Genomic DNA, 21,199 nt, shown 5'->3' on the forward strand with positions numbered 1-21,199 from the left:
ATATTATTATTATTTTGTTCTTTGCTATTACCAGATAATTCAGATCTAAATTACAAGAAATTAATCTTGCCATTAATAATATATATTAAAAACAAATTTTACTATAAAAGTATTTTTTGCTTATTATTAAGCAAAAAATACTTGATAAGCTATGAACTACCATTTCATAATCAAAGATTATGAAATGGTAGTTCAATAAAACACACTTAGAATGTTTATATATTATTTAATGTTTTTTGAAACAATATTGTTATAAATTAGCTTTAAAAGTTATTTTATTTACCCTAGAAGTCTAAGGCTAAAATCTGCAAAATATCTGCTCTGCACCTTAAATCCTATATAGTACTGTGTTTCAACTTTCTCAATTTCATTAATATTTAAAACAAAAATAAAATTTTCCAATTTTTTGTATATTGCTTTCATATTAGAACTTAATTTTTAATTTTTTTTTGTAAATTTTCAGTTTTAATATTATTATCTTCTATACAAGAATCTATACCATCTTCTATGTCATTTTCCCTATTGCTTACTGGTACATCATTTTTTCAGTTGAACATACTAAAAATATTTTTAATAATATTATTCAACATTTCATCTGGACATGTTTTTAAAGCCAATTTTTGTTTTAAAAAATTCAAGAAAATCATCACTTGCACTTTTTATTTCCTTTTTTAAATAAGCTAAAAGCTTGTATGTATATTTTTTCCTAATGCAAAATATCTGACCTCTTCAACATTTAAAAAATTTTTAGAAAGCTTTTTAAGATATTCAAAATCCTTAGATGCTAATTTTTCTAAATTAACAACCATAAAGGGTTCATAATCTAACAAATTATCTTTATCTAAATCAGTATAAAATCTATATTCTATACCATCTGTTAATATGCCTAATTCAACTCTCTTTGCATTGAGAACGAATATTCTTTAAAATAAAGCTTTAATTGCTTTAAATGATTCTCAAACTTTTCCCTACTATTATGATATTTAGCCTCTATTAAACTCTATTAAAATAGTAAGTTCTTCATCCTTTTTTGTTGGATAAATAATATAATCAACTTTTTTTTTAGTCCATTAAGTTTAGGAATATCTGCCTTATTTTCAACTTTAATAATTGAAATATCGGCGTGATCATAGCCTATCGCATCTAAAAATAGATCAATATAAGACTTTGTCTTGGTTTGTACTTCATTTTTAATAAGCTCCCTATGATTTTGAATTTTTATACTTATATCTTTTATTGATTTTATAAAATTTACATCTTTACTTTCATTTATTATAATTATATATTAACAATAAAATTAAAAAATAATTAATTTCTAAAAATAACTTTTCAAAATATTATCTATTTTAAAATCTTAAGTTACATCTCAATTCTTTTTTCTATCTAATTTTTTAGTTTAAAATCTTATTTTTTCATTTTTATATTAACTTATTTATGCTAAAAAACTTTATTATTTAGTAAATAATTCTCATATCCCTTTATTAAAGATAAAATATAGCCTTCTCCTTTCTTATTTTTTAACACCTTAAAATCACTCAGCAAAGTGATAAAATCTTCTTTGGTTAATGAATAAAGATTAGCTACAATAAAGTTATTTTCATTTTCTTTTTCTTTAAAAAATTCATCTTCCGCATTTAGATTTAATATTTTATTAACCTTTTCTTTATCAAACTCAAAATATTCTAAGTAAAGTAAATATTTAAAATTTTTAGGATCATTTTTCGCTATCAACAAAGATGTATTTTTTGCAAGATTTAAATATAAAGAATTACTTAAAATTTCTTTTTCTTCGGGTTGAGGCATTGAACATTGATATAAACATGATTTTTGAACATGCATATTAACAAATCTTCTAATCATAAAGTCGAATACAAATGAGTTAAAAATAGATATAATAAATAATTTTTTATAAATGGATATTGGTGTTTTCTCATTATTTATATACATTGTATCCACACAATAACAATTTTTAGGAGAAAGCGCACTGATCATTGTTCTTTCATTTGTATTACTTGCAATATCTCTATATAATACTCTTTCGGCTTGACACTGTTCGTCTTTGGTTAATACTTTTTCTAAATCTTCCTTACATATCCAAAAAAGCTTAGATTTTTCTTTTGCATCCTTATCTTCAAAAAATCTTGAATTAAATTGATGGATATTAGCTCCAGAATAAAGGAATATAAAGTTTTCATTATTATATTCTTTTAATAAAGATTTGCGATTCTTAATACTTGAGTTTAACCCCCTTTTAAAATCAATATATTCTTGATTAAGAATACCAAATTTAACAAACATTTTGTTAATAAGAGTAAATTCTTTATTATTTTTAGACTCTATTATTGACTCTTGAATAGGAGATAGTTTTTTAATTTGCTTTATATTTAATTCAATTCCTTTATAAGGGTCATCTTTATTATCTTTTAAATCATCAGTTATTTCTTTAATAATATTATTATCACGTTGAATCATAAATTTTGTTTTAAAGCTTGATGTAGGTTCTTTAATATTGCTAAGTTGAAATATTGCAAATTTAAAACGAGAATCCACATCTTTAAATCTTTTTTGATTTTGAAATTGATAAATATAGTTAAGCTTATATTTAACAAACATATGCTTTCTTAATGCTCTGGAACTGGATTCACTCCAAAGACTAGAAGGAGTTAGATAGGTTAAATTGCCCCCTGGTTTTATTAATTTTAAATTAAATGTAACAAAGTATCTAAAAAGATTTGGATCTCCACCGCTATTAAAGCTTTTAAAATCAAATTTATAAATATTATTAATGGCAATTATACTATGTTTTTCTTCATTGTATTCAATATTCAAAGGATGATTATCTTTACTAAGCATTTCTTGCTTTATTTTATTTTGTTCTTTTATGCTTAATTTTCTGTAGCCAGGAATATGTTTTGAGAAAAACTCTGCTTCATCAAACTTAGTTTTCTCCCATGGAGGATTTCCAATTACAATATCAAATCCTTCTTGAATATCTGGAAACTCCATTCCATAATGGAAAAATTTATAGTAGCTACTTAATTTTTTAATTTTTTCTATTTTTTCTTTATCTTCACTAGAAATTTTATTGCATAAAATATTTTCAATTAAATTAATTACAGCTGTAATATCACTAAATTCTATATTCAAAGATTTATCAAAAGACAATGAATAAAGTTTAATTAAAGAAAATATTATTCTTAAATTATCTATATCTTTACTTTCCTCATATTCTTTGTATATCTTTTTAGATTTTTCTACATCTTCTTTAGTAGTATCATTAATGCTTTTAATTTTTTGATAGATATCTTCTAAAATAGTTGTAATTTCTTTAACTCTTTTTTTAAATAGAGAAAATCCACTTTCAAATTTCTTTTTTGTAATATTAAAAAATTCATCTTTAGTATATCCCAGCAGGGCATTTCCTACTTTTATATGATGCTCAATAAAACTTAATGGTGTTCCAAAAATAAAGGTATTAATCCATAAACTTAGCATAGTAATTTCAACTGAAATGGGATTAATATCAACACCATAAATGCATTTTTTTAATAACATCCTTTTAAGTACTAATTCTTTACTTATACTATCTTGAACATCATATTCTTCACTTTCTTTAAGAATAGCTCTATATTCTTTATCAAGCTCTTTTTTTACATCTTCAAATTTATCTAGCTCGTACCATACCTTTTCTGTTAAGTAATCTAGACAAGAAATTAAAAAATGCCCCGATCCACAAGAATTATCAATTATTTTTATATCTAGGGGGGACTTAGTTTTAAGCTGTTCTTCAATTGAAGATGTAACCATAAAATCAGTTAAGTCATCTGGGGTGTAATATGCTCCACTTTTCTTTCTATCAAGCGATCTAGATGTAAGATAGATATTGCCTTTATAGTATGTAGCAATCTTGTTGATTTTCTTGTTTTTAAGCTCCTCTTCAGTACGAATGAGATAAACCCCGTCTTCAATAATACGATGAACAGTAGTATCTGCAATTCTTAGGTCATATTCAAGTAGGGTTTCATATAATTCTCCAAAACTTTTAGGATCTAACTTTGAATACTCTACAAATTTTTTATCTTTAATATTTTTTTCTTCAAAGAAAAGTATTTTAACTAATATTTCTTCAAGTTCACTAATGCTTAGTAAACTTTCATTATTTAAATATTTAACCTTATCTTCTGCAAATAATCCTCCATTAAATATAGGAAACTTTATTGCATTGCTTCCTTTATCAAGTAAATTAAAAATTGTTATTATTTTCTTATATCCTAATTTATTTTTTATATTTTCATCATAAAAAAAATATCTAAAAGATATAGAAGATCTGTATAGCTTGTTTTCTTCTAATATTTTCTTAAAAATTTCGTTATCTTCAATATATGCAACAAAAAATATTCTTAAAATAAAAATAATTGATTCTTCAAGTATGCTGGCTAAAATATGCCTAGTAATTTCTTTGCTTGATGCTTTAAATTCTTTGTCATATATGCTTTTTGCAATTTTGAATACTATAGAGTCATCGGGTTTCTCATAAAGTATTTCTCTCAAGGTTTTTTGAATTATCTCTTTTTCTTTAGCTATTTGTTCTTTTTCAACTTCTATTATCTTGTTTGTCTTTAGATATCTTTCTTTTCTTATAAGGTAGGTGAATAAAACAAACCATTCTTGTTCTTTATATTCTTCTTTTTCTTCAATTTTAGAAAAATTGAACTCAATATATCTTTTTTCTCCATAAAGTACTTGCGATTTGTCATACAATCTCCACACCTTTCCATTTGAAAGTATCCCATAATGTTTTTGATATTGATTTAGATATCTATATAGCTGATCTTCTGCTTCTTTTACTTTATCCTTAGCATCAAAACTAAATGCTGGGCGCTTAACTTCTGCTATAAGCAAGATATCTTCGACAGGAATAGGCTTATTATTTTTTTTAGCTTCTTTTAATTTATTATTAAAAGCTGCTTTGTCTTTATCGTTTTCAAAAAGCAACATATCTATTCTGGACTCTACTCCTTCTATTTGCCCAGCTTTTTGTTGTTCTACTGAATAATTTAGTTCTTCAAATATAGACTTTAGCAAAGACTCTATATTTGCTTCTGTTGAATTATCATCTATTGAAGAAAGTTTGTTTTTTATAAGAATAAAAAAGTCTTTTGGCTTATTAATATTTTCCTTTTTTATAAAGTCTTTTGATAATTGTTTATAAAGAGATATATTGGGATTATTTGTTTTTATTACGATGTCATTAGTTTTCATTATCTATGCTTTAAAATACCATTTAAGTTATTTACAAATCTTTTTCAGTTATTATTATACCCACAATATGTTCTAAAAAATAGGTTTTTAATTAAAAACTTATTTTTTTAGACAAATCGACTAACACTTGTTTTGCTATTTATTTATCAGTATCAACTTTATAATATCTAAAACAAGACTATTTAAACTTATTTCTGACTTTTTATCTACATTCCCCAGCGCAATCAATTTTATATAAGTCTAATTGTATTAAATATTCATTCAAAAATTAGATCTAGATGGTCACATATAAAGCAAGCTGTTATTTAGAAATTCATAAATACAATTAGAATTATTAATTTATTTTAATATAAATTACTATTAACAAAAGAAATAAAAATCAATAATATATTTTTTTCCCTATAAAGATATGAAAATTTTGTTTAAAGTTCTAAAAGAAATATTTATATCTTTTTAAAATTTTTTAAGATTATCTATATATTCTTTAAATATGGGCTCTTTATTATTTGTTCTTATAAAGATAAAAAACATATGGCTCAATATCAATTGAACTATATTTTAATTTTTAAACAAAATTTATCTAAAATAAATTATTTTGAATTTTACTACTGGGAATTTAAGACTTGGTCTGAGATACTTTAACATTAAGAAATAAAAATATTGGCATCGATCATATTTACCCTTCTCGGAAAACAGATAAAACAATTAATTTAAGTTATTAATTCGAACATTGCACTTTTTAAAAACCTTATGTATAATCAAGACCATTGCTGTAATAATAAAGAATTAATGCATAATTAATTCTTTATATATTTAAATGCTCGTTCTTGTTTTTGACTTAAATTAAGGGAGCTTTAAAATTTAATAATGGAAAACTTATAAGTATGCAATCATTAATAGATTTTAGAATGAAATGTAATTATTGAAGGAATTTTTGCACTTTGTCATTTACAAGTTGCACAAATAAATTTTCTATTTTGCTATCATAATAATCCTAGCTAAGTCTTTGATTAAGCTTATTTTGCGCAATTTGGGCTCTTGGTTATGTTTCTTTAAATCTTGGTTATGTTTCTTTAAATCTTCTAATAAAACACTTTTTCCTAATTGCTCAAAATCTTTTGAATACTGTTTATTTTAAACCAAGTTCTTGAAGAATGTGCGCGCTTTTATTTAATTACTGTCAAGACTACCAATAATATTGTTTATCCGATCTGAATTTTTATTTTTATTAAACAAATTGTAGTTCATAAGATTTAATAATAGAATAAAGAATAAAAATTAGATATTTTTCAATATGGCGAAATTTTATTCCCCTTTTAAACTAAATATAAAATAAAATTTATTCCTTTTCATCAAGATTCAATAAAACACTTATATAACATATAATTAAAGTATGGTTCATATTAAGATAAATATATAAAAAGTAAAAATTAAAGCGACCACTTTTATAAACTGATTGTATTCTAACCATAGATTCTATCCCCAAATTTAATAAATTTATAAATAAAAAAGTGCTATAAAAGTAATTTTTACTTATTAAGTAACTTACAACATTGATTTTATTTTCTGAAATAAAAAATTTTAAATCTAGAAGATAAAAATGAAAAGATATTTTGTTTTGATTGTTGTTGTTAGAACTTGCAAGAACGTTACCCCACGCGTTACTAACTATTACTTTAAATAAACAAAAGCTTATCACTAAAAGACATTGCGATAATAAAAATTTGCCATATAGTAGCAATTATTATTTTAAAATTTCCATCGAGGATAATTTTAGATGTTTTTGACAGAATAAATTGCTTACTTAGATCAATTTTTTTACTAACGATTTCTTATTTTATTATTTTTCAAGCTTCTTAATTCACACTTCTTTGCATTTCGTGGTATATATGGAATGTCCTCCGATATTAACATCGGGACAACAGATATTAGTTTTACCAAACTAACCAAAAAATTCAAGCTTAGATGTAAACATTCTTGCTTTTATATCGTTTGTAAAAACGATAATAAGCACTAGCACTATTTTAAGTAGATATGTTGGAAATGTACAATAATTCATATATTGATATAAAAATTTAAATTTTATTATTAATATATTTAGTATCGTTTTTAATTATAATTTTTTTATACCAAATGATAAAATACATCTATTAGCATATTTGAAATTATATATGTACTATGTCGCTTATCAGATATTATGAGAGGTACAAACATTTAGAAAAATTAAACATTTAAATACTATATTTATAGTATCTTAACTATCATATTTTTATTACCAGTTTCAATAAAAATAGTTTTAAACATGTTTATGTTTTAATTGCTTCTAAAAGTATAGAAAAAAGGATTAATTTCAAACATAACTAGCAAACTATCTTATATTTTTCCTTCTTTATATAAAAAAAGACATCAGAATGTTTGAAGAGCTCCAAAAAACTTCAAAGGTAAATTTAGAGATTTTATTAATGTTAAATACAGTAAATTTTTTACCACAAAAGAAATATTTGGTTATATATGCAGTTCTTTATTTAAATATTTATAGAACCAGGTTTTATGAATTTTTTTAAATAGACTATTTTAAGATTATTTTTATAGGCAGTATAGAAATATTTGAAAAATTAAGTAGACTGGGATTCGGCATTATTAATGCTCATTTACTAAAATATTTTTCAGAGATTTATAGAAGTACTTCAAAGGATACTATAGATACATATCAAAAATGTATATATTACTGTTTTAATATAATTATATGCGCTTAAAGCCTATTTTTTTAATAAGCTTAATAATAATAGCGTCCTCAAAGTTTTCTTTATAAACTTTTAAATCAAAAAATTAAATTTTTTGCAATTATAAAGGATTTTAAAACCTTTTAAAACCTAGTAACACTATCATATTGGTACATATTGTGATTTTTAACAATTGATTGCTGTTTATTTGCGGTTGAGGATTGTCTAATTGTATTTAAGGATTATCTTTCTGTAATTGCTTGTTATTTTCTTTTAAACCATCATCATTTAAGACAGAATACTCTGATTATAGTTGATTAATATGTATTTCTATGATTATTGGTTCTTTCTATCTTATATAAAATTAGTAAAGAATATATTCATTCTTAAGAAAAATTTATTTATTAATATCCAAACCCTCTCCATTAAACATGGATCAAATTAATTTCACTAAAACAAAAAGTATATATAAAATATTTTAACCTGCCAACGCTATTTAATGTGATTATAAACATCTTTCTTATATTTAAGAAAGATGTTTATAAAATAAAACCTAATTGCTGAAATACTTGTTTTAATTTGGATGATTTTAAGATAAAATTAATCGATGTCTTAATTCTAAATAAATAATTAATGGAAATTGTATCGAAGAATATCGTCTAACATAGAAAAATTATGTTTCTGCTTTAAATATTTCCTAAGGAGTATTTTATTTTTAAAATAAAAGAAAATAGTGCACTTATTTTAATAGACATACAAAATGATTTTTTAGAATCGGGTGCTTTACCAGTATCTAATAGCAATGAAATAATACCTTTGATCAACCAAATTCAAAATTATTTTAAAAACATTGTTGCCACCAAAGATTGGCATTGTAAAAATCACATAAGCTTTTCGAGCAATAAAAACGGCGGCATTTGGCCTGAGCACTGTGTCAAGAATACCTGGGGATCAGAATTTCCCGACACTCTAAATACAAAAAGAATAGAAAAGGTTTTTTTAAAAGGTAAAAATCAATATTACGATAGTTATAGTGGATTCTACGATGATTGCATCAAAAAAAAACAAACGGGCCTTCAGCTTTATCTAAAAAACAATTCAATCAATACATTATTTATAGCAGGATTGGCATTAGATTTTTGTGTAAAAGAAACAATACTTGATGCAATTACCTTGGGCTTTCGGGTTTATCTCATAATAGATGCTACAAGAAGCATAACATCCGCTCCTGAATTAATAATTCAAAAGCTTAAAAAGCTTAATGTATTAACTTGTTTTTCCAAAGACATCTTAGATAGCCAGATTTAAAACTGTTGCAAGTTAGCCTAGTATCACTTAATTTTGGGGCTGTATTTTAAATATCACAATTATTACATAGTTTAATTAATGGAAAACACCTATCTACTTTATTAAAACAGGATACATACCGCTCTAATCTATACAATAATTGTCTTACAAACTAATGCTACTAAATTATTAATACTTTTCCCAAATATTTCTTTTTAAAATGCATTTAATTGGCAAGTTTTCTATTATTACTGAGTTTTTTAAAATTATTAATTTTAAAAGTTTGCCCATTTTACTTGCTCTTATATTTGGGCAATCCTTGTGTTCTATTCACTTTTTAATTTTTTGAATAGTTTCTATATATAGAGTTTAAATCAAGTTAAATATTACAAAAAGCCAAACTATAAGCTTACTTTAAAGATGGAAATTTATTTTTATACTTACTTAGATTAGTGCCAAGACTTTTCTTGTTTTCTTCATAATAATCTCTCCTATTAATTAACATTTTGTTATACAAACATCTTAGACATCTGAATAATTTCAAAAAATATTTTTTTATTGGTGTTGGTATATATTCTATATTTATACGCTCTATATTTATAAGCTCTATTAACACTTATTTTTTAAAAAATTATTAAATTATATTTAAATATACTCTGCAAAAATGCTCCACCCATGATTTCATAAAAATCATGGGTGGAAATGAATTTGTAATTCTTTGATAAAAACTGCCTACAACATTTCAAAATATAAAAATTTTTATTCTAATTTTTAGTGCTAAACTTTACTTATCTGAAAAATTGCTTTATTATATAAGAGTACATAAAAACCAGCCGAAGTTGAGGAGGAATAAGTGAAGGTTAATAAATCCCTACATATACAAAGCAAATATCAACACAAGCTCATTACTTTAATTGCAACACTTGAGTATATTAATAAAAACAAAAAAAAATACAATCAATCTGATATTCTTTATTATTTTAATAACAACTTAAAGCGCAATGGACAAAAAGAGGTTTCAATCAAAACGCTTCGAAATTATCTATACAAACTAGAAAAGCTTAATATTACTATTAACTACTATAGACATCTGGGTATTAATATGGGCACCGAAATCTACTATGCTCTTAGACGCCCTAAAAAAGACTGCTATAATCTGCTTAACCAATGCTTTAGAAATAAAAAAGCAGAAAGATTCCAAAAGCGCGTTAATTCATATATTAAAATAAATTATAATAAAAAGGGCAATGTAAAAGATGGGGAGTGTGTTAATAATAAACATAATAAAGAAAAGAGAGAAAATAAAAGGAAAACACAAATCAACAAATTTAAACTAAAAAAATATGCAAAAAAATGCAATTTTGGAAATGAAATTTCCTCTTTCATTCTTAATCTTGATTTAAGAAAAGAAATAACTATAAAACTTTTTAAACTTCTAAGCAGGGAAAAATACTGCTTTAAAAAAGAAAACAGAGGATACTTACAAAAAACATTACAAAATAAAAGAAAAGAGTTAATCTTAATGCTAAGAAAAACACAAAAAAATTTAATAAAAGAGGGATACGACAAGGAAAAATTAAAAATACAAATACGAAACACATATCAAAAATATAAAAATAAACCCCATTTTATATTAGAAAGCAATAAATACAAAGACCTCAATCAAATCATTAATAAGATAAAAAATGACATTAGGAAATTTGATGCCCAAAAACACAAAGACAACATGAAAATAAATATATATAATATTCTTTTAGATCAACTATATTGTAAAATAAACAAAATAGATTTAAAGTCTGAAATCAAAAAATATTTAAGCAAACAAAAAAAGCTTGAATATAAAAAAGTATTCAATAATCAATACTATAACGAAATCATCAATCTAATAGAACCAAAAAACAATAATAAAAATAGTTATGTAAATTAAGAGTTTAAAATGCAAAGTGTAATAGAAAAACTTAAAAAAAAGAAAAAAGAAATAATAAAAAAAAGCAGAAAGCCAGAAATTTTCATAAAAAAAGAAATTCTTAATGAAAGAACAATATATCATACTAAAATGCTAATGGATTTATATAAATTTGAAATAAATAGATATAAAAAAAACAAATTTCTAATTCTTTTTAGAGAATTATTTAACCAGGAAAAATTAGAAGGACTCAATTTATTCTCTGCAAGAGAAAATGACAAATTTATAGGAATTTTTTATGGATACAGAAAACCTATAAAAAACATTATTACAAGATACAAAGTTAATGGGGCGGTAAAGTCATATACATTCTCCAAAGTATATTATATAGAGTTTAAATTTAAAAAAGGCAGTGTTCTTTGTTATTTAAGAAGTCTTGCTAGACTAATCAAAAAAGAAAGAATTAATAAAAAATATTTTCAAGTGTTTATTGATATGTTAAGCAGATTAGAAAAAGAGGTGTATGAATTTTATTGTGAAGAATTACCAAATGGAGGAATTATAAATAAATGGATAGAGAAAACACTAAAATAATCGCCATTGGGTCAATTAAAGGTGGTGTCGGTAAAAGCACAAGCGCTATTATCTTTTCAACACTCTTATCTAAAAAATACAAGGTTCTAATAATTGATGCAGATCCACAAGCATCAACCACCAGCTATTTTTCAGATCTCTTAGAAGAACAGGGAATAGATGTTTCAAAACAAAATATTTATGAAGTATTAACAGATAAAAAAAGTATAGATTCTTCCACTTTTAGATTAAACAACAATTTATGCATATTGCCCAGCTATATATATTTATACCTCTTTTATGATGATAACATTCCATTCAAAGAAACAAGGTTAAAAGACAATTTAAAATTATTAAAACATAAATACGATTATATAATAATAGACACCAGTCCTAGTTTAGGAATTATTTTAACAAATGTACTGGTTGTAAGTAATTATATAATAATTCCAATGACAGCTCAAAAATGGTCAATCGAAAGCTTACAGTTACTAGAATTTGCTTTAAAAAGATTAAAATTGAAAATACCCATTTTTACAATAGTAACTAATTTTAAAAAAAACAATACTTATAAACACTTATTGGAATTAATAAGTAAAGATGATAATTTTTTAGGGCTTATTCATGAACGCGAAGACCTGAATAAAAGGATAGCGGAGAATGATAATTTTGATTTAAATAAAGATTATATAAAAGAATATGAAATTACACTTGAAAAATTTTTCCAGTTATCGGAAAAATTTTTAACTTCATAATAAATAAGGAGATAAGATGAGTGTAAAATTAAAGCATATGAATATAAAAATAAAGGATCGCATTAATACTGACAAAAATCAAAATAAAATTGAAATTAATTGTAATGAAGATAAAATGGAACGATTTCTTTTTTTAAAAGAAAGGCTAATAATTAACTTCCAAAAAGAAATTCATAATAAAATAGAAACAATGAAGATTTTAAAAGAGATTAAAGATAAAGAATATTATAAATTAGATGGCTATCAAAACTTTGAAATGTTTACTAGAAGTTATAAAATCGCAAAAAGTCAGGCTTATGAATATTTAAGGATAGCAAATGCAATAGAAGAAGGACTGGTTCAGGAAGAATATATAATCGAAAACGGCATACAAAATTCCTTATTCTTTTTAAAGGATAAAGAAGGTTTAAAGATTAAAAAATCCCATCGAAATTTTATTAGGCCATTAAGATTCCAGCTTAAAACGGAAAATGCATACATATATTACAAATCAAAAGCAAGATTTGCTAGTTTTTTGTTAGAAAAATTACTTAAAGATAAAGAAGAATTACTTAATGAAATTATGAAAGAATATAAGGAATATAAAAAATATAGGTAAATCACTATTATTAAATTAAAGATTATAAGAAAAAAAATTTCTTGTTTCATCCCACAGGATAGTTTCTTGGGTCTATAATAACAAGTATCCATTAGGGCATACTAGGGGGGCCTTACTTAAGGAGGGAACCAGCTTGGTTTTTATTATTTATAATAATAAAAACCAAGATTTAGACGTGTATTTATATCTCTATCATATAAAGCGTTACAACTAATGCAAATTCACTTGGTATCATTTAATTTTAGAATTTTATTTTTAATACCACAGTTGATATACAGCTTGCTTGATGATATATATACATACTTTATACCACTAAGATGAATGCTGCCCCGATTTATATGATAATTTTTTTCAAACTAATACCATTCTAAATCATTAATATTATTCTCAAATATTCCTTTTTACATACCTTTAATTAATAGGTTTTCTAGTTTTATGTTTTTATAATTAGCCACAAAATAATAAAACAATTTATGCAAAAAGAATTTTCTTTGATTTGAAATTTTCTCATATGACTTGTCAACTTTTAATATAAATCTTTATCTATTAATAGACTTATTTTGTTTTTTGTTAGTTTTCATTAAAACTTTAATGTATATAATTTTGTGATAAAAATGTAAAACCATAAGGTTTGGGGAATATGGCATTTAAATAAGTGGTTTGATAAAAAAACAGTAAATTCCTTTATTTTTGTAAAATAGTTATTTTGATTATAAAATACTAAAAAACAATCGATTGGTAAAGTAAAGTTTGTAAAAAATATTTTACCAATAAAAATAAGTACGTATTTTTTTCTTAAATAATATATTGATTTTAACACTATATATGGCGTATAATATTTGTTGTAAGTGGTGCTATTAACTATAAGCATCCTTGACTTTGGTCGATGTCTATTCTATAGGGCTTAAGATAAGTATTCTTGCTTTAAGGGTATTTATGGTTAAGCCCTATGTGATTTTATATTGATAATAATAAAATTATAGAAGAATCGCTATTAGAAGGCTTAATAAAAACAAGTTTTTCAATATATAAAAATATAAAAAAGAGAAATTAAAATTTTTTCCTATTTATTTTTTATTTAGAATATTATAATAATAAAAGGTATGAAAGTAATAATATTATTAATTTTCTTTTTATTAATCCCCCACAGTTTTATTTTTTCTAGCGAAGTATCTGAAGAAGTTGTTATTTTAAATGATAGTAATAGATATAATTTCGGCTTAATTCTTAAATTAAAAACCCAATTTGGATCTTTTGCTTTAATACACCATCATGAAGGATACATAGATTTAGATTTGAAGATACAAATTATAAATAGCACAGAGATTGTATTTAAAAAGGTTTATATTAATGGGGTTACTGTGATAGATAATCCAATCAATGTCCGCTCTCGCTTTATTGATGGGGTGAATTATTTTAATTTTGAGATTAGGTTTTTTGAATATAGTAAAAAAATGAATAAAATAAGAAAGTTAGCAGAAGAAAATGGAATTGATGTATATGTTGAGGGTTTTGATGAGATAAATAATGAGAAAAAGAAATATTCTTTCAAAGTAAGCAGGGAAAATAGTATGCATTTTTATAGTGCATTTGATATGATTTTTCATAAGTAGGACATATTATTAATGGGTAAAAAATTATTTTTTGGGCTATTGTCAATTTGTATTTTTTTAGTTTTCTTTTTTTACAAACAAAAAGAAAACAATGTTATTTATAATAAAATTGTTGAAAAGTTTGAAGATAATGTTTTTATCGATGAAACTTATACATATCCTTTTAAAGATAGCAATTTGAAAGAATTGGTTTTTATAAAATCGCAACTTATAATTCCTGAGCTTGAGCATAAAGAGATAATTAAAGCTACTGGGTATCGTGCAGATGCTTATAGAGCGCTATCTACCGTTTATAAGTTTGATTTTAAAGTGCATGACAATAAAATTTTGGGTTTTAAAAGTGTAATTTTTGAAGGATTTGAAGATGCTAAGGTTTCAAAGTATGAAAATAATTTGCCAAGTGAAAAATGGCAGCAATTAAAAGATTATAACATTGGTGATCCTAATGTAAATGAAAAATTTTTTCATTTAAAATTCCCTTTTGTAATAAAAAATACCTTGCGTGTTACTTTTTCTAAAAGGTTTTTTAAGAAGATCAAAAAATTAAAACGATTAAAGATTGTTCTAATTTCTAATGAAGACAGAGAATATAAAATAGATATAGAAAATTTTTTACCCAAATACAAGCTTTAATTTAAATTTTTATTCTTTTTTTATTATTTCTCTAAACTTAGGCATTTTTTCTTTAATTTCTTTTTTTATTTCTATTTTATATTTTTCGTTTTTCTTAAACAAAACCAAGCTAAGTGTTAAATATTTCAAGAAATCTTCTGGAATCATCATTATATTCCCTATTTTAATATAACATTCAAAAACCTCTAGTTTATATCTTAAATGGCTTTTTGTGATTTTATAGTCAAATTTGTTTTTAAGGATTTCTTGAGCTTCAGAAACTTTGTAAAATAAATATCCTTCTATCATTCTCATAAAATAAATATATATTTAATTCATTAATAAAAAAACTTCAAAATAAGACATATATATTTATATGGTGTATATTGTACTGTGTAAATATTATGCTTTTTACAGCTTCTCCGTTCTCTCCATTTTGGAGAAGTTGGGCATTTTAATTAGGCGTCGTATTGTTAATGGTGCCTAATTAAAATGCTAATTTAGAGTCTTTAGACCACTATTTGGTAATGTTTGCATAAATAAAGGCTTGCTTTATTTTATTTGTCAGATGTTTTGCTAATAATTATAAACAAATAAATTTAAATTTGAGACAATGATGTGGATAATATAATTGGTAACGGCAAGATATTTGCGTATTAAAAAATTTCATTGGCTAGGGATATTAGAAGAGGATTTTATCATTGAAAATAAGATTAATTAGACTTTTTAGTAGAAGTTAACAATCGGGGCAAGTAGATTAAATGAATGAAGGTAGCGAAAAAATTTTTAAAGAATTTAAATTTGAACAGGAGGTTGTGAATTTTTTTTATAAAAAAACAAAATTTTTGCAATTTCTTTAAAAAGAGTTTTTAACAATAAAATAAGGTTAATTTAAGAATTGTAATATAAATATTGGGCTTGGGCTAAAAAAATAAATCTATACAATAACTTTCAATTTGGGCGTAGCCAAATTTTTCTTAATGCATGTTTTTTATAAAAAAATAGTTTTTTAGGTTTATTTACTTGTTAAAATTATTGTAATTTTTGTATTTCTAGTTGTTTAGGCATAGTCAGCATTCTTAGTATACAAAAAGACAAATACTTTAGTTGCCACTTATAATGTGATTTAAAAAATATTTATAATAATAATTTTTCTACCAATGAATTTTCAGACTCAATTCCCCAAACTATTACTTATGACCTTTTTATTGCCAGACTTAATAATAAAAATAATGAAAAAAATAGATTTTTATAATATTAAAAAGTTTATACCTTCTAATTTTTCACTTATAAGAGATATTTAAAGCTAATTGATGATATTGAATAAACAAACAATGAATACGATAGCCCAAGATAGATTTTAGAAGAAACTATCAATGTAATAAATAATATTGATATAAAACTTATTTTTAAAGAATTTTCTTTTACAAAGAATAAAGAAAATTTAAAAGATCCCCAACTTTATTTTTATGAGGATTTTTTAGCCAAGCACGATTCTAAATTAAGAAAGGCCAAAGGGGTATGCTACATTTCCCTTTTTTCGGCTGTAAGTTTTATTTTCAAAAGCGTACGTAAAGTACTTAAAAAGGAATTTAAGTTAAATTATGTATATGGCTTTGTAAATTAGGAATAAAGTTTCAGTGCTTGACTTTACAACGGGTACTGGCACATTTTTACTTGAAGTAATAAAAATTATACTAAACAAAATTCCAATAAACACTGGAAAACAAGAAGATTGCATTAATGTACATACACTTAAAAATGTTCATAGTTTTGAATGCTTAATGGCTCTTTATGCGGTTAGTTATTTAAAGCCAAGTCAATATTTAAAAGCAATTTGTGGTGTTGGCTTTAATAATGATAAGAACACAAAGTTGCAAATATTTTTAACCAATACTATTGATAAAACAGAACTTTTAGATCAAAAATCTTTTAAGGCATTTTCCCTGCAATTAGTGAAGAAAATTAACTTACAAATAAAGTCAAAGAAAAGCAAATACTGGTAATACTTGGCAATCCTCCTTATAGTTCAGATTCAAAAAATAATAATGAATATAGAATATATATTAAATTTAGTTAATGATTATAAAAAAAATAGAAAATGAGTCTATAAATTAAAAAAATCTAAAACCATTTAATGATGACTACGCCAAGTTTATTAGATTTGCAGAAAGTAAATTTGAAGAACCCGAAAAAGGACTTCTTGGGATTATTACCAATAATGGATATCTTGATAGTGCCACTTTTAAAGGCACGAGATATCATCTTTTGAAAACATTCGATGAAATTTATATATTAAATTTACATGGAGACTTGAGAAAAAAACAGACGATGACAGTATGGATGAGAATGTATTTGATATTCAAACTGGGGGTTGCATTGCTATTTTTACTAAATATAAATATGGATTAAAAAAGAACAGACTTGCTAAAGTATTTTACAAAAGTATTAAAGGCAAAAGAGAGAAAAAATATGATTTTTTAGAACAAAACAATATCTTTACTGTTAATTTTGAAAAACTTGAATACAAATATCCTAATTATTTTTTTTACTAAAAAAAATTTTTCAAACGAAAATATTTACAATAAAGGCAGTTCTTTAAAAGATGTTTTTGAGAATTTTAGCGGCAGCATTCAACCGAAAGAGATAAAATAGTAATTGACTATACAGAAGATAATCTTATTAAAAAATCAAAGAGTTTGCAACTTTATCAGAACAGAATGCAAGCAGTAAATATAAATTAGGAAAAAACAGTAGAGACTAGAAGCTTAAAAAAGTTCAAGAGTTTTTACAATCTAATAAAGTTGATAAGAACTATGTTAAAGAAATAGCTTTTTTTTATAGACCATTTGATAATAGATTTATTTATTACTCTGGAAAATAAAGGCGTTGTGGCGTTATTTTTTTATAAAATAATGAGAAATATTTTATAAATTGAAAATTAATATAGGGCTTATTACAAATAAGACTTTTAATAACAGTTAGCTTTAAGCATGTTTTTATTTCTTCTATTCTTTCAGAAACCCGTTTGGTTTCAAATAGAAGTGTAAATCAGACTATTTCTTTTCTCATCTATATATTAAAGAAGATCGGGGCATATTAAAAGACATAATAAGAAAAAATTTTAAGAAGGATCAAAAAATAAAAAGTATACTTTTGGGTAATTTATTAATACCAAATACAATAAAGGACTAAAAGCATAAGAAATGCTCGTGTATATCTATGCAGCATTATACTCAAATTTTTGTAGGACTAAGTTTTATGAATTTTAAAAAACACAGTTTCCTAAAATTATTTTTGCAGACGATATAGAAGTTTTTTTAAAACTTAGTGATCTAGATAGAAATCTTATTAATACGCATTTATTAAAAGATAATTTAGAATTTAATAAGAGTATTGGAAAACATGTTATAGATCTAAGTCAAAATCAAAATGAAATTATAGAGAAAATTCTATATGATAAAGAAATGAAAGAACTTTATTATAACTTAATTTCTAAATTTACTAATATTTCTATTGAAGTTTATGAATATGTAATTGAAAGTTGTAACTTTATTAAAAGTTACTTAAAATATAAAAAAGGCAGAGAGAGCTTGGTATTAATGAGATTGAATATCTTGAGAATGTTATAATTATTAGCACAGATATTATTGATTTCTAATAATTCATATTTATAAAATATTGTTCCATTTAGTTACTGATAGTCTGCGGTCAATATTCTTTCTAAATCTCCTTTTCTATCTTTAAATTTAATAATTGACTCTTGAATAGGAGATAGTTTTTTAATTTGGTCTATATTTAATTCCCTTATAACGGTCATTTTTATTATCTTTTACATCTCCAGATATTTCTTTAATAAAATTATTGCTACTCTGAATCATTAATTTTGCTTTAAAAATCGATATAGATTCTTTAATATTACTGATTTGAAATATTGTAAATTTAAAAAGCTATGCTTTTTATAAAAAATTATTTATTATATCTATTTTTAACTCATTTGTATTCGACTTTATGATTAGAAGATTTGTTAATATGCATGTTCAAAAATCATGTTTATATCAATGTTCAATGCCTCAACCCTAAGAAAAAGAAATTTTAAGTAATTCTTTATATTTAAATCTTGCAAAAAATACATCTTTGTTGATAGCGAAAAATGATCCTAAAAATTTTAAATATTTACTTTACTTAGAATATTTTGAGTTTGATAAAGAAAAGGTTAATAAAATATTAAATCTAAATGCAGAAGATGAATTTTTTAAAGAAAAAGAAAATGAAAATAACTTTATTGTAGCTAATCTTTATTCATTAACCAAAGAAGATTTTATCACTTTGCTGAGTGATTTTAAGGTATTAAAAAATAAGAAAGGAGAAGGCTATATTTTATCTTTAATAAAGGGATATGAGAATTATTTACTAAATAATAAAGTTTTTTAGCATAAATAAGTTAATATAAAAATGAAAAAATAAGATTTTAAACTAAAAAATTAGATAGAAAAAAGAATTGAGATGTAACTTAAGATTTTAAAATAGATAATATTTTGAAAAGTTATTTTTAGAAATTAATTATTTTTTAATTTTATTGTTAATATATAATTATAATAAATGAAAGTAAAGATGTAAATTTTATAAAATCAATAAAAGATATAAGTATAAAAATTCAAAATCATAGGGAGCTTATTAAAAATGAAGTACAAACCAAGACAAAGTCTTATATTGATCTATTTTTAGATGCGATAGGCTATGATCACGCCGATATTTCAATTATTAAAGTTGAAAATAAGGCAGATATTCCTAAACTTAATGGACTAAAAAAAAGTTGATTATATTATTTATCCAACAAAAAAGGATGAAGAACTTACTATTTTAATAGAGTTTAATAGAGGCTAAATATCATAATAGTAGGGAAAAGTTTGAGAATCATTTAAAGCAATTAAAGCTTTATTTTAAAGAATATTCGTTCTCAATGCAAAGAGAGTTGAATTAGGCATATTAACAGATGGTATAGAATATAGATTTTATACTGATTTAGATAAAGATAATTTGTTAGATTATGAACCCTTTATGGTTGTTAATTTAGAAAAATTAGCATCTAAGGATTTTGAATATCTTAAAAAGCTTTCTAAAAATTTTTTAAATGTTGAAGAGGTCAGATATTTTGCATTAGGAAAAAATATACATACAAGCTTTTAGCTTATTTAAAAAAGGAAATAAAAAGTGCAAGTGATGATTTTCTTGAATTTTTTAAAACAAAAATTGGCTTTAAAAACATGTCCAGATGAAATGTTGAATAATATTATTAAAAATATTTTTAGTATGTTCAACTGAAAAAATGATGTACCAGTAAGCAATAGGGAAAATGACATAGAAGATGGTATAGATTCTTGTATAGAAGATAATAATATTAAAACTGAAAATTTACAAAAAAAAATTAAAAATTAAGTTCTAATATGAAAGCAATATACAAAAAATTGGAAAATTTTATTTTTGTTTTAAATATTAATGAAATTGAGAAAGTTGAAACACAGTACTATATAGGATTTAAGGTGCAGAGCAGATATTTTGCAGATTTTAGCCTTAGACTTCTAGGGTAAATAAAATAACTTTTAAAGCTAATTTATAACAATATTGTTTCAAAAAACATTAAATAATATATAAACATTCTAAGTGTGTTTTATTGAACTACCATTTCATAATCTTTGATTATGAAATGGTAGTTCATAGCTTATCAAGTATTTTTTGCTTAATAATAAGCAAAAAATACTTTTATAGTAAAATTTGTTTTTAATATATATTATTAATGGCAAGATTAATTTCTTGTAATTTAGATCTGAATTATCTGGTAATAGCAAAGAACAAAATAATAATAATAT

Annotated in this window: 15 protein-coding genes and 2 pseudogenes; 12 read left to right on the plus strand and 5 right to left on the minus strand. The window is 23.4% G+C overall.

All coding sequences use genetic code 11. The annotated features are described in order from the left end of the window. Window positions 1-680: 680 nt before the first annotated feature. Both QIA00_RS04785 and QIA00_RS04790 read right to left on the minus strand, forming a co-directional pair. Window positions 681-830, minus strand: coding sequence for a hypothetical protein (locus QIA00_RS04785; protein ID WP_421114413.1), 150 nt, complete (start codon window positions 828-830; stop codon window positions 681-683). A gap of 607 nt (window positions 831-1,437) precedes the next feature. Next, entirely contained in the window at window positions 1,438-5,262 is a 3,825-nt protein-coding gene (locus QIA00_RS04790) for an Eco57I restriction-modification methylase domain-containing protein (protein WP_421114414.1), read from the minus strand. Window positions 5,263-8,726: 3,464 nt separating this feature from the next. Between QIA00_RS04790 and QIA00_RS04795 the strand changes: the two genes are divergently transcribed. After that, a complete protein-coding gene (locus QIA00_RS04795) occupies window positions 8,727-9,293 on the plus strand; it encodes an isochorismatase family protein (RefSeq protein ID WP_421114424.1) in 567 nt (188 codons plus the stop codon). 388 nt (window positions 9,294-9,681) lie between these two features. Here QIA00_RS04795 and QIA00_RS04800 read toward each other — a convergent pair whose 3' ends face one another. Then, on the minus strand, window positions 9,682-9,888 hold the full coding sequence (locus QIA00_RS04800; protein WP_421114415.1) for a helix-turn-helix domain-containing protein: 207 nt from the start codon (window positions 9,886-9,888) through the stop codon (window positions 9,682-9,684). Between the two features lie 237 nt (window positions 9,889-10,125). Between QIA00_RS04800 and QIA00_RS04805 the strand changes: the two genes are divergently transcribed. From QIA00_RS04805 to bptA, 6 genes are all read left to right on the plus strand, one after another. Beyond that, a complete protein-coding gene (locus tag QIA00_RS04805; RefSeq protein WP_421114416.1) occupies window positions 10,126-11,199 on the plus strand; it encodes a plasmid maintenance protein in 1,074 nt (357 codons plus the stop codon). Between the two features lie 9 nt (window positions 11,200-11,208). Then, window positions 11,209-11,772, plus strand: coding sequence for a DUF226 domain-containing protein (locus tag QIA00_RS04810; protein ID WP_421114417.1), 564 nt, complete (start codon window positions 11,209-11,211; stop codon window positions 11,770-11,772). Further along, entirely contained in the window at window positions 11,748-12,506 is a 759-nt protein-coding gene (locus QIA00_RS04815) for a ParA family protein (RefSeq protein WP_421114418.1), read from the plus strand. The genes QIA00_RS04810 and QIA00_RS04815 overlap by 25 nt, the downstream gene beginning before the upstream one ends. Before the next feature lie 16 nt (window positions 12,507-12,522). Beyond that, the gene (locus QIA00_RS04820) at window positions 12,523-13,104 is read left to right on the plus strand and encodes a chromosome replication/partitioning protein (RefSeq protein ID WP_421114419.1); all 582 of its coding nucleotides are present in this window, start codon (window positions 12,523-12,525) and stop codon (window positions 13,102-13,104) included. Between the two features lie 1,103 nt (window positions 13,105-14,207). After that, complete coding sequence (locus tag QIA00_RS04825; RefSeq protein WP_421114420.1) at window positions 14,208-14,717, plus strand: hypothetical protein; 510 nt, start codon at window positions 14,208-14,210, stop codon at window positions 14,715-14,717. Between the two features lie 12 nt (window positions 14,718-14,729). Next, on the plus strand, window positions 14,730-15,350 hold the full coding sequence (bptA, locus tag QIA00_RS04830; protein ID WP_421114421.1) for a virulence-associated protein BptA: 621 nt from the start codon (window positions 14,730-14,732) through the stop codon (window positions 15,348-15,350). A gap of 9 nt (window positions 15,351-15,359) precedes the next feature. Here the strand turns inward: bptA and QIA00_RS04835 are convergent, their stop codons facing one another. After that, entirely contained in the window at window positions 15,360-15,644 is a 285-nt protein-coding gene (locus QIA00_RS04835) for a hypothetical protein (protein ID WP_417861719.1), read from the minus strand. Between the two features lie 1,325 nt (window positions 15,645-16,969). Between QIA00_RS04835 and QIA00_RS04840 the strand changes: the two genes are divergently transcribed. The 3 genes from QIA00_RS04840 to QIA00_RS04850 all read left to right on the plus strand — a co-directional run bounded on the left by QIA00_RS04840 (window position 16,970) and on the right by QIA00_RS04850 (window position 18,961). Next, window positions 16,970-17,335: a hypothetical protein gene (locus QIA00_RS04840; RefSeq protein WP_421114422.1), complete on the plus strand. Its 366-nt coding sequence runs from the start codon at window positions 16,970-16,972 to the stop codon at window positions 17,333-17,335. Between the two features lie 333 nt (window positions 17,336-17,668). After that, window positions 17,669-17,884 carry a hypothetical protein gene (locus QIA00_RS04845; RefSeq protein ID WP_421114423.1) on the plus strand — a complete coding sequence of 72 codons (216 nt, stop codon included), beginning with the start codon at window positions 17,669-17,671 and terminating at the stop codon, window positions 17,882-17,884. Window positions 17,885-18,637: 753 nt separating this feature from the next. Beyond that, on the plus strand, window positions 18,638-18,961 hold the full coding sequence (locus QIA00_RS04850; RefSeq protein WP_421114425.1) for a type ISP restriction/modification enzyme: 324 nt from the start codon (window positions 18,638-18,640) through the stop codon (window positions 18,959-18,961). 101 nt (window positions 18,962-19,062) lie between these two features. Here QIA00_RS04850 and QIA00_RS04855 read toward each other — a convergent pair. Next, window positions 19,063-19,276, minus strand: a pseudogene (locus QIA00_RS04855) (hypothetical protein); the annotation flags it as partial. A 7-nt stretch (window positions 19,277-19,283) separates the two neighbouring features. Between QIA00_RS04855 and QIA00_RS04860 the strand changes: the two are divergent. Further along, a pseudogene (locus QIA00_RS04860) lies at window positions 19,284-19,763 on the plus strand (class I SAM-dependent DNA methyltransferase); the annotation flags it as partial. A 606-nt stretch (window positions 19,764-20,369) separates the two neighbouring features. Further along, window positions 20,370-20,519, plus strand: coding sequence for a hypothetical protein (locus tag QIA00_RS04865; RefSeq protein WP_421114413.1), 150 nt, complete (start codon window positions 20,370-20,372; stop codon window positions 20,517-20,519). The last annotated feature ends 680 nt before the right edge of the window (window positions 20,520-21,199 follow it).

Source organism: Borreliella americana, assembly GCF_032595795.2.
Lineage (GTDB): Bacteria > Spirochaetota > Spirochaetia > Borreliales > Borreliaceae > Borreliella > Borreliella americana.

Coding starts and splice junctions, on each gene's coding strand:
- QIA00_RS04790 (WP_421114414.1), bottom strand. CDS start 5,262: ATGAAAACTAATGACATCGTAATAAAAACAAATAATCCCAATATATCT.
- QIA00_RS04810 (WP_421114417.1), top strand. CDS start 11,209: ATGCAAAGTGTAATAGAAAAACTTAAAAAAAAGAAAAAAGAAATAATA.
- QIA00_RS04845 (WP_421114423.1), top strand. CDS start 17,669: ATGGATGAGAATGTATTTGATATTCAAACTGGGGGTTGCATTGCTATT.
- QIA00_RS04815 (WP_421114418.1), top strand. CDS start 11,748: ATGGATAGAGAAAACACTAAAATAATCGCCATTGGGTCAATTAAAGGT.
- QIA00_RS04825 (WP_421114420.1), top strand. CDS start 14,208: ATGAAAGTAATAATATTATTAATTTTCTTTTTATTAATCCCCCACAGT.
- bptA (WP_421114421.1), top strand. CDS start 14,730: ATGGGTAAAAAATTATTTTTTGGGCTATTGTCAATTTGTATTTTTTTA.
- QIA00_RS04835 (WP_417861719.1), bottom strand. CDS start 15,644: ATGAGAATGATAGAAGGATATTTATTTTACAAAGTTTCTGAAGCTCAA.
- QIA00_RS04820 (WP_421114419.1), top strand. CDS start 12,523: ATGAGTGTAAAATTAAAGCATATGAATATAAAAATAAAGGATCGCATT.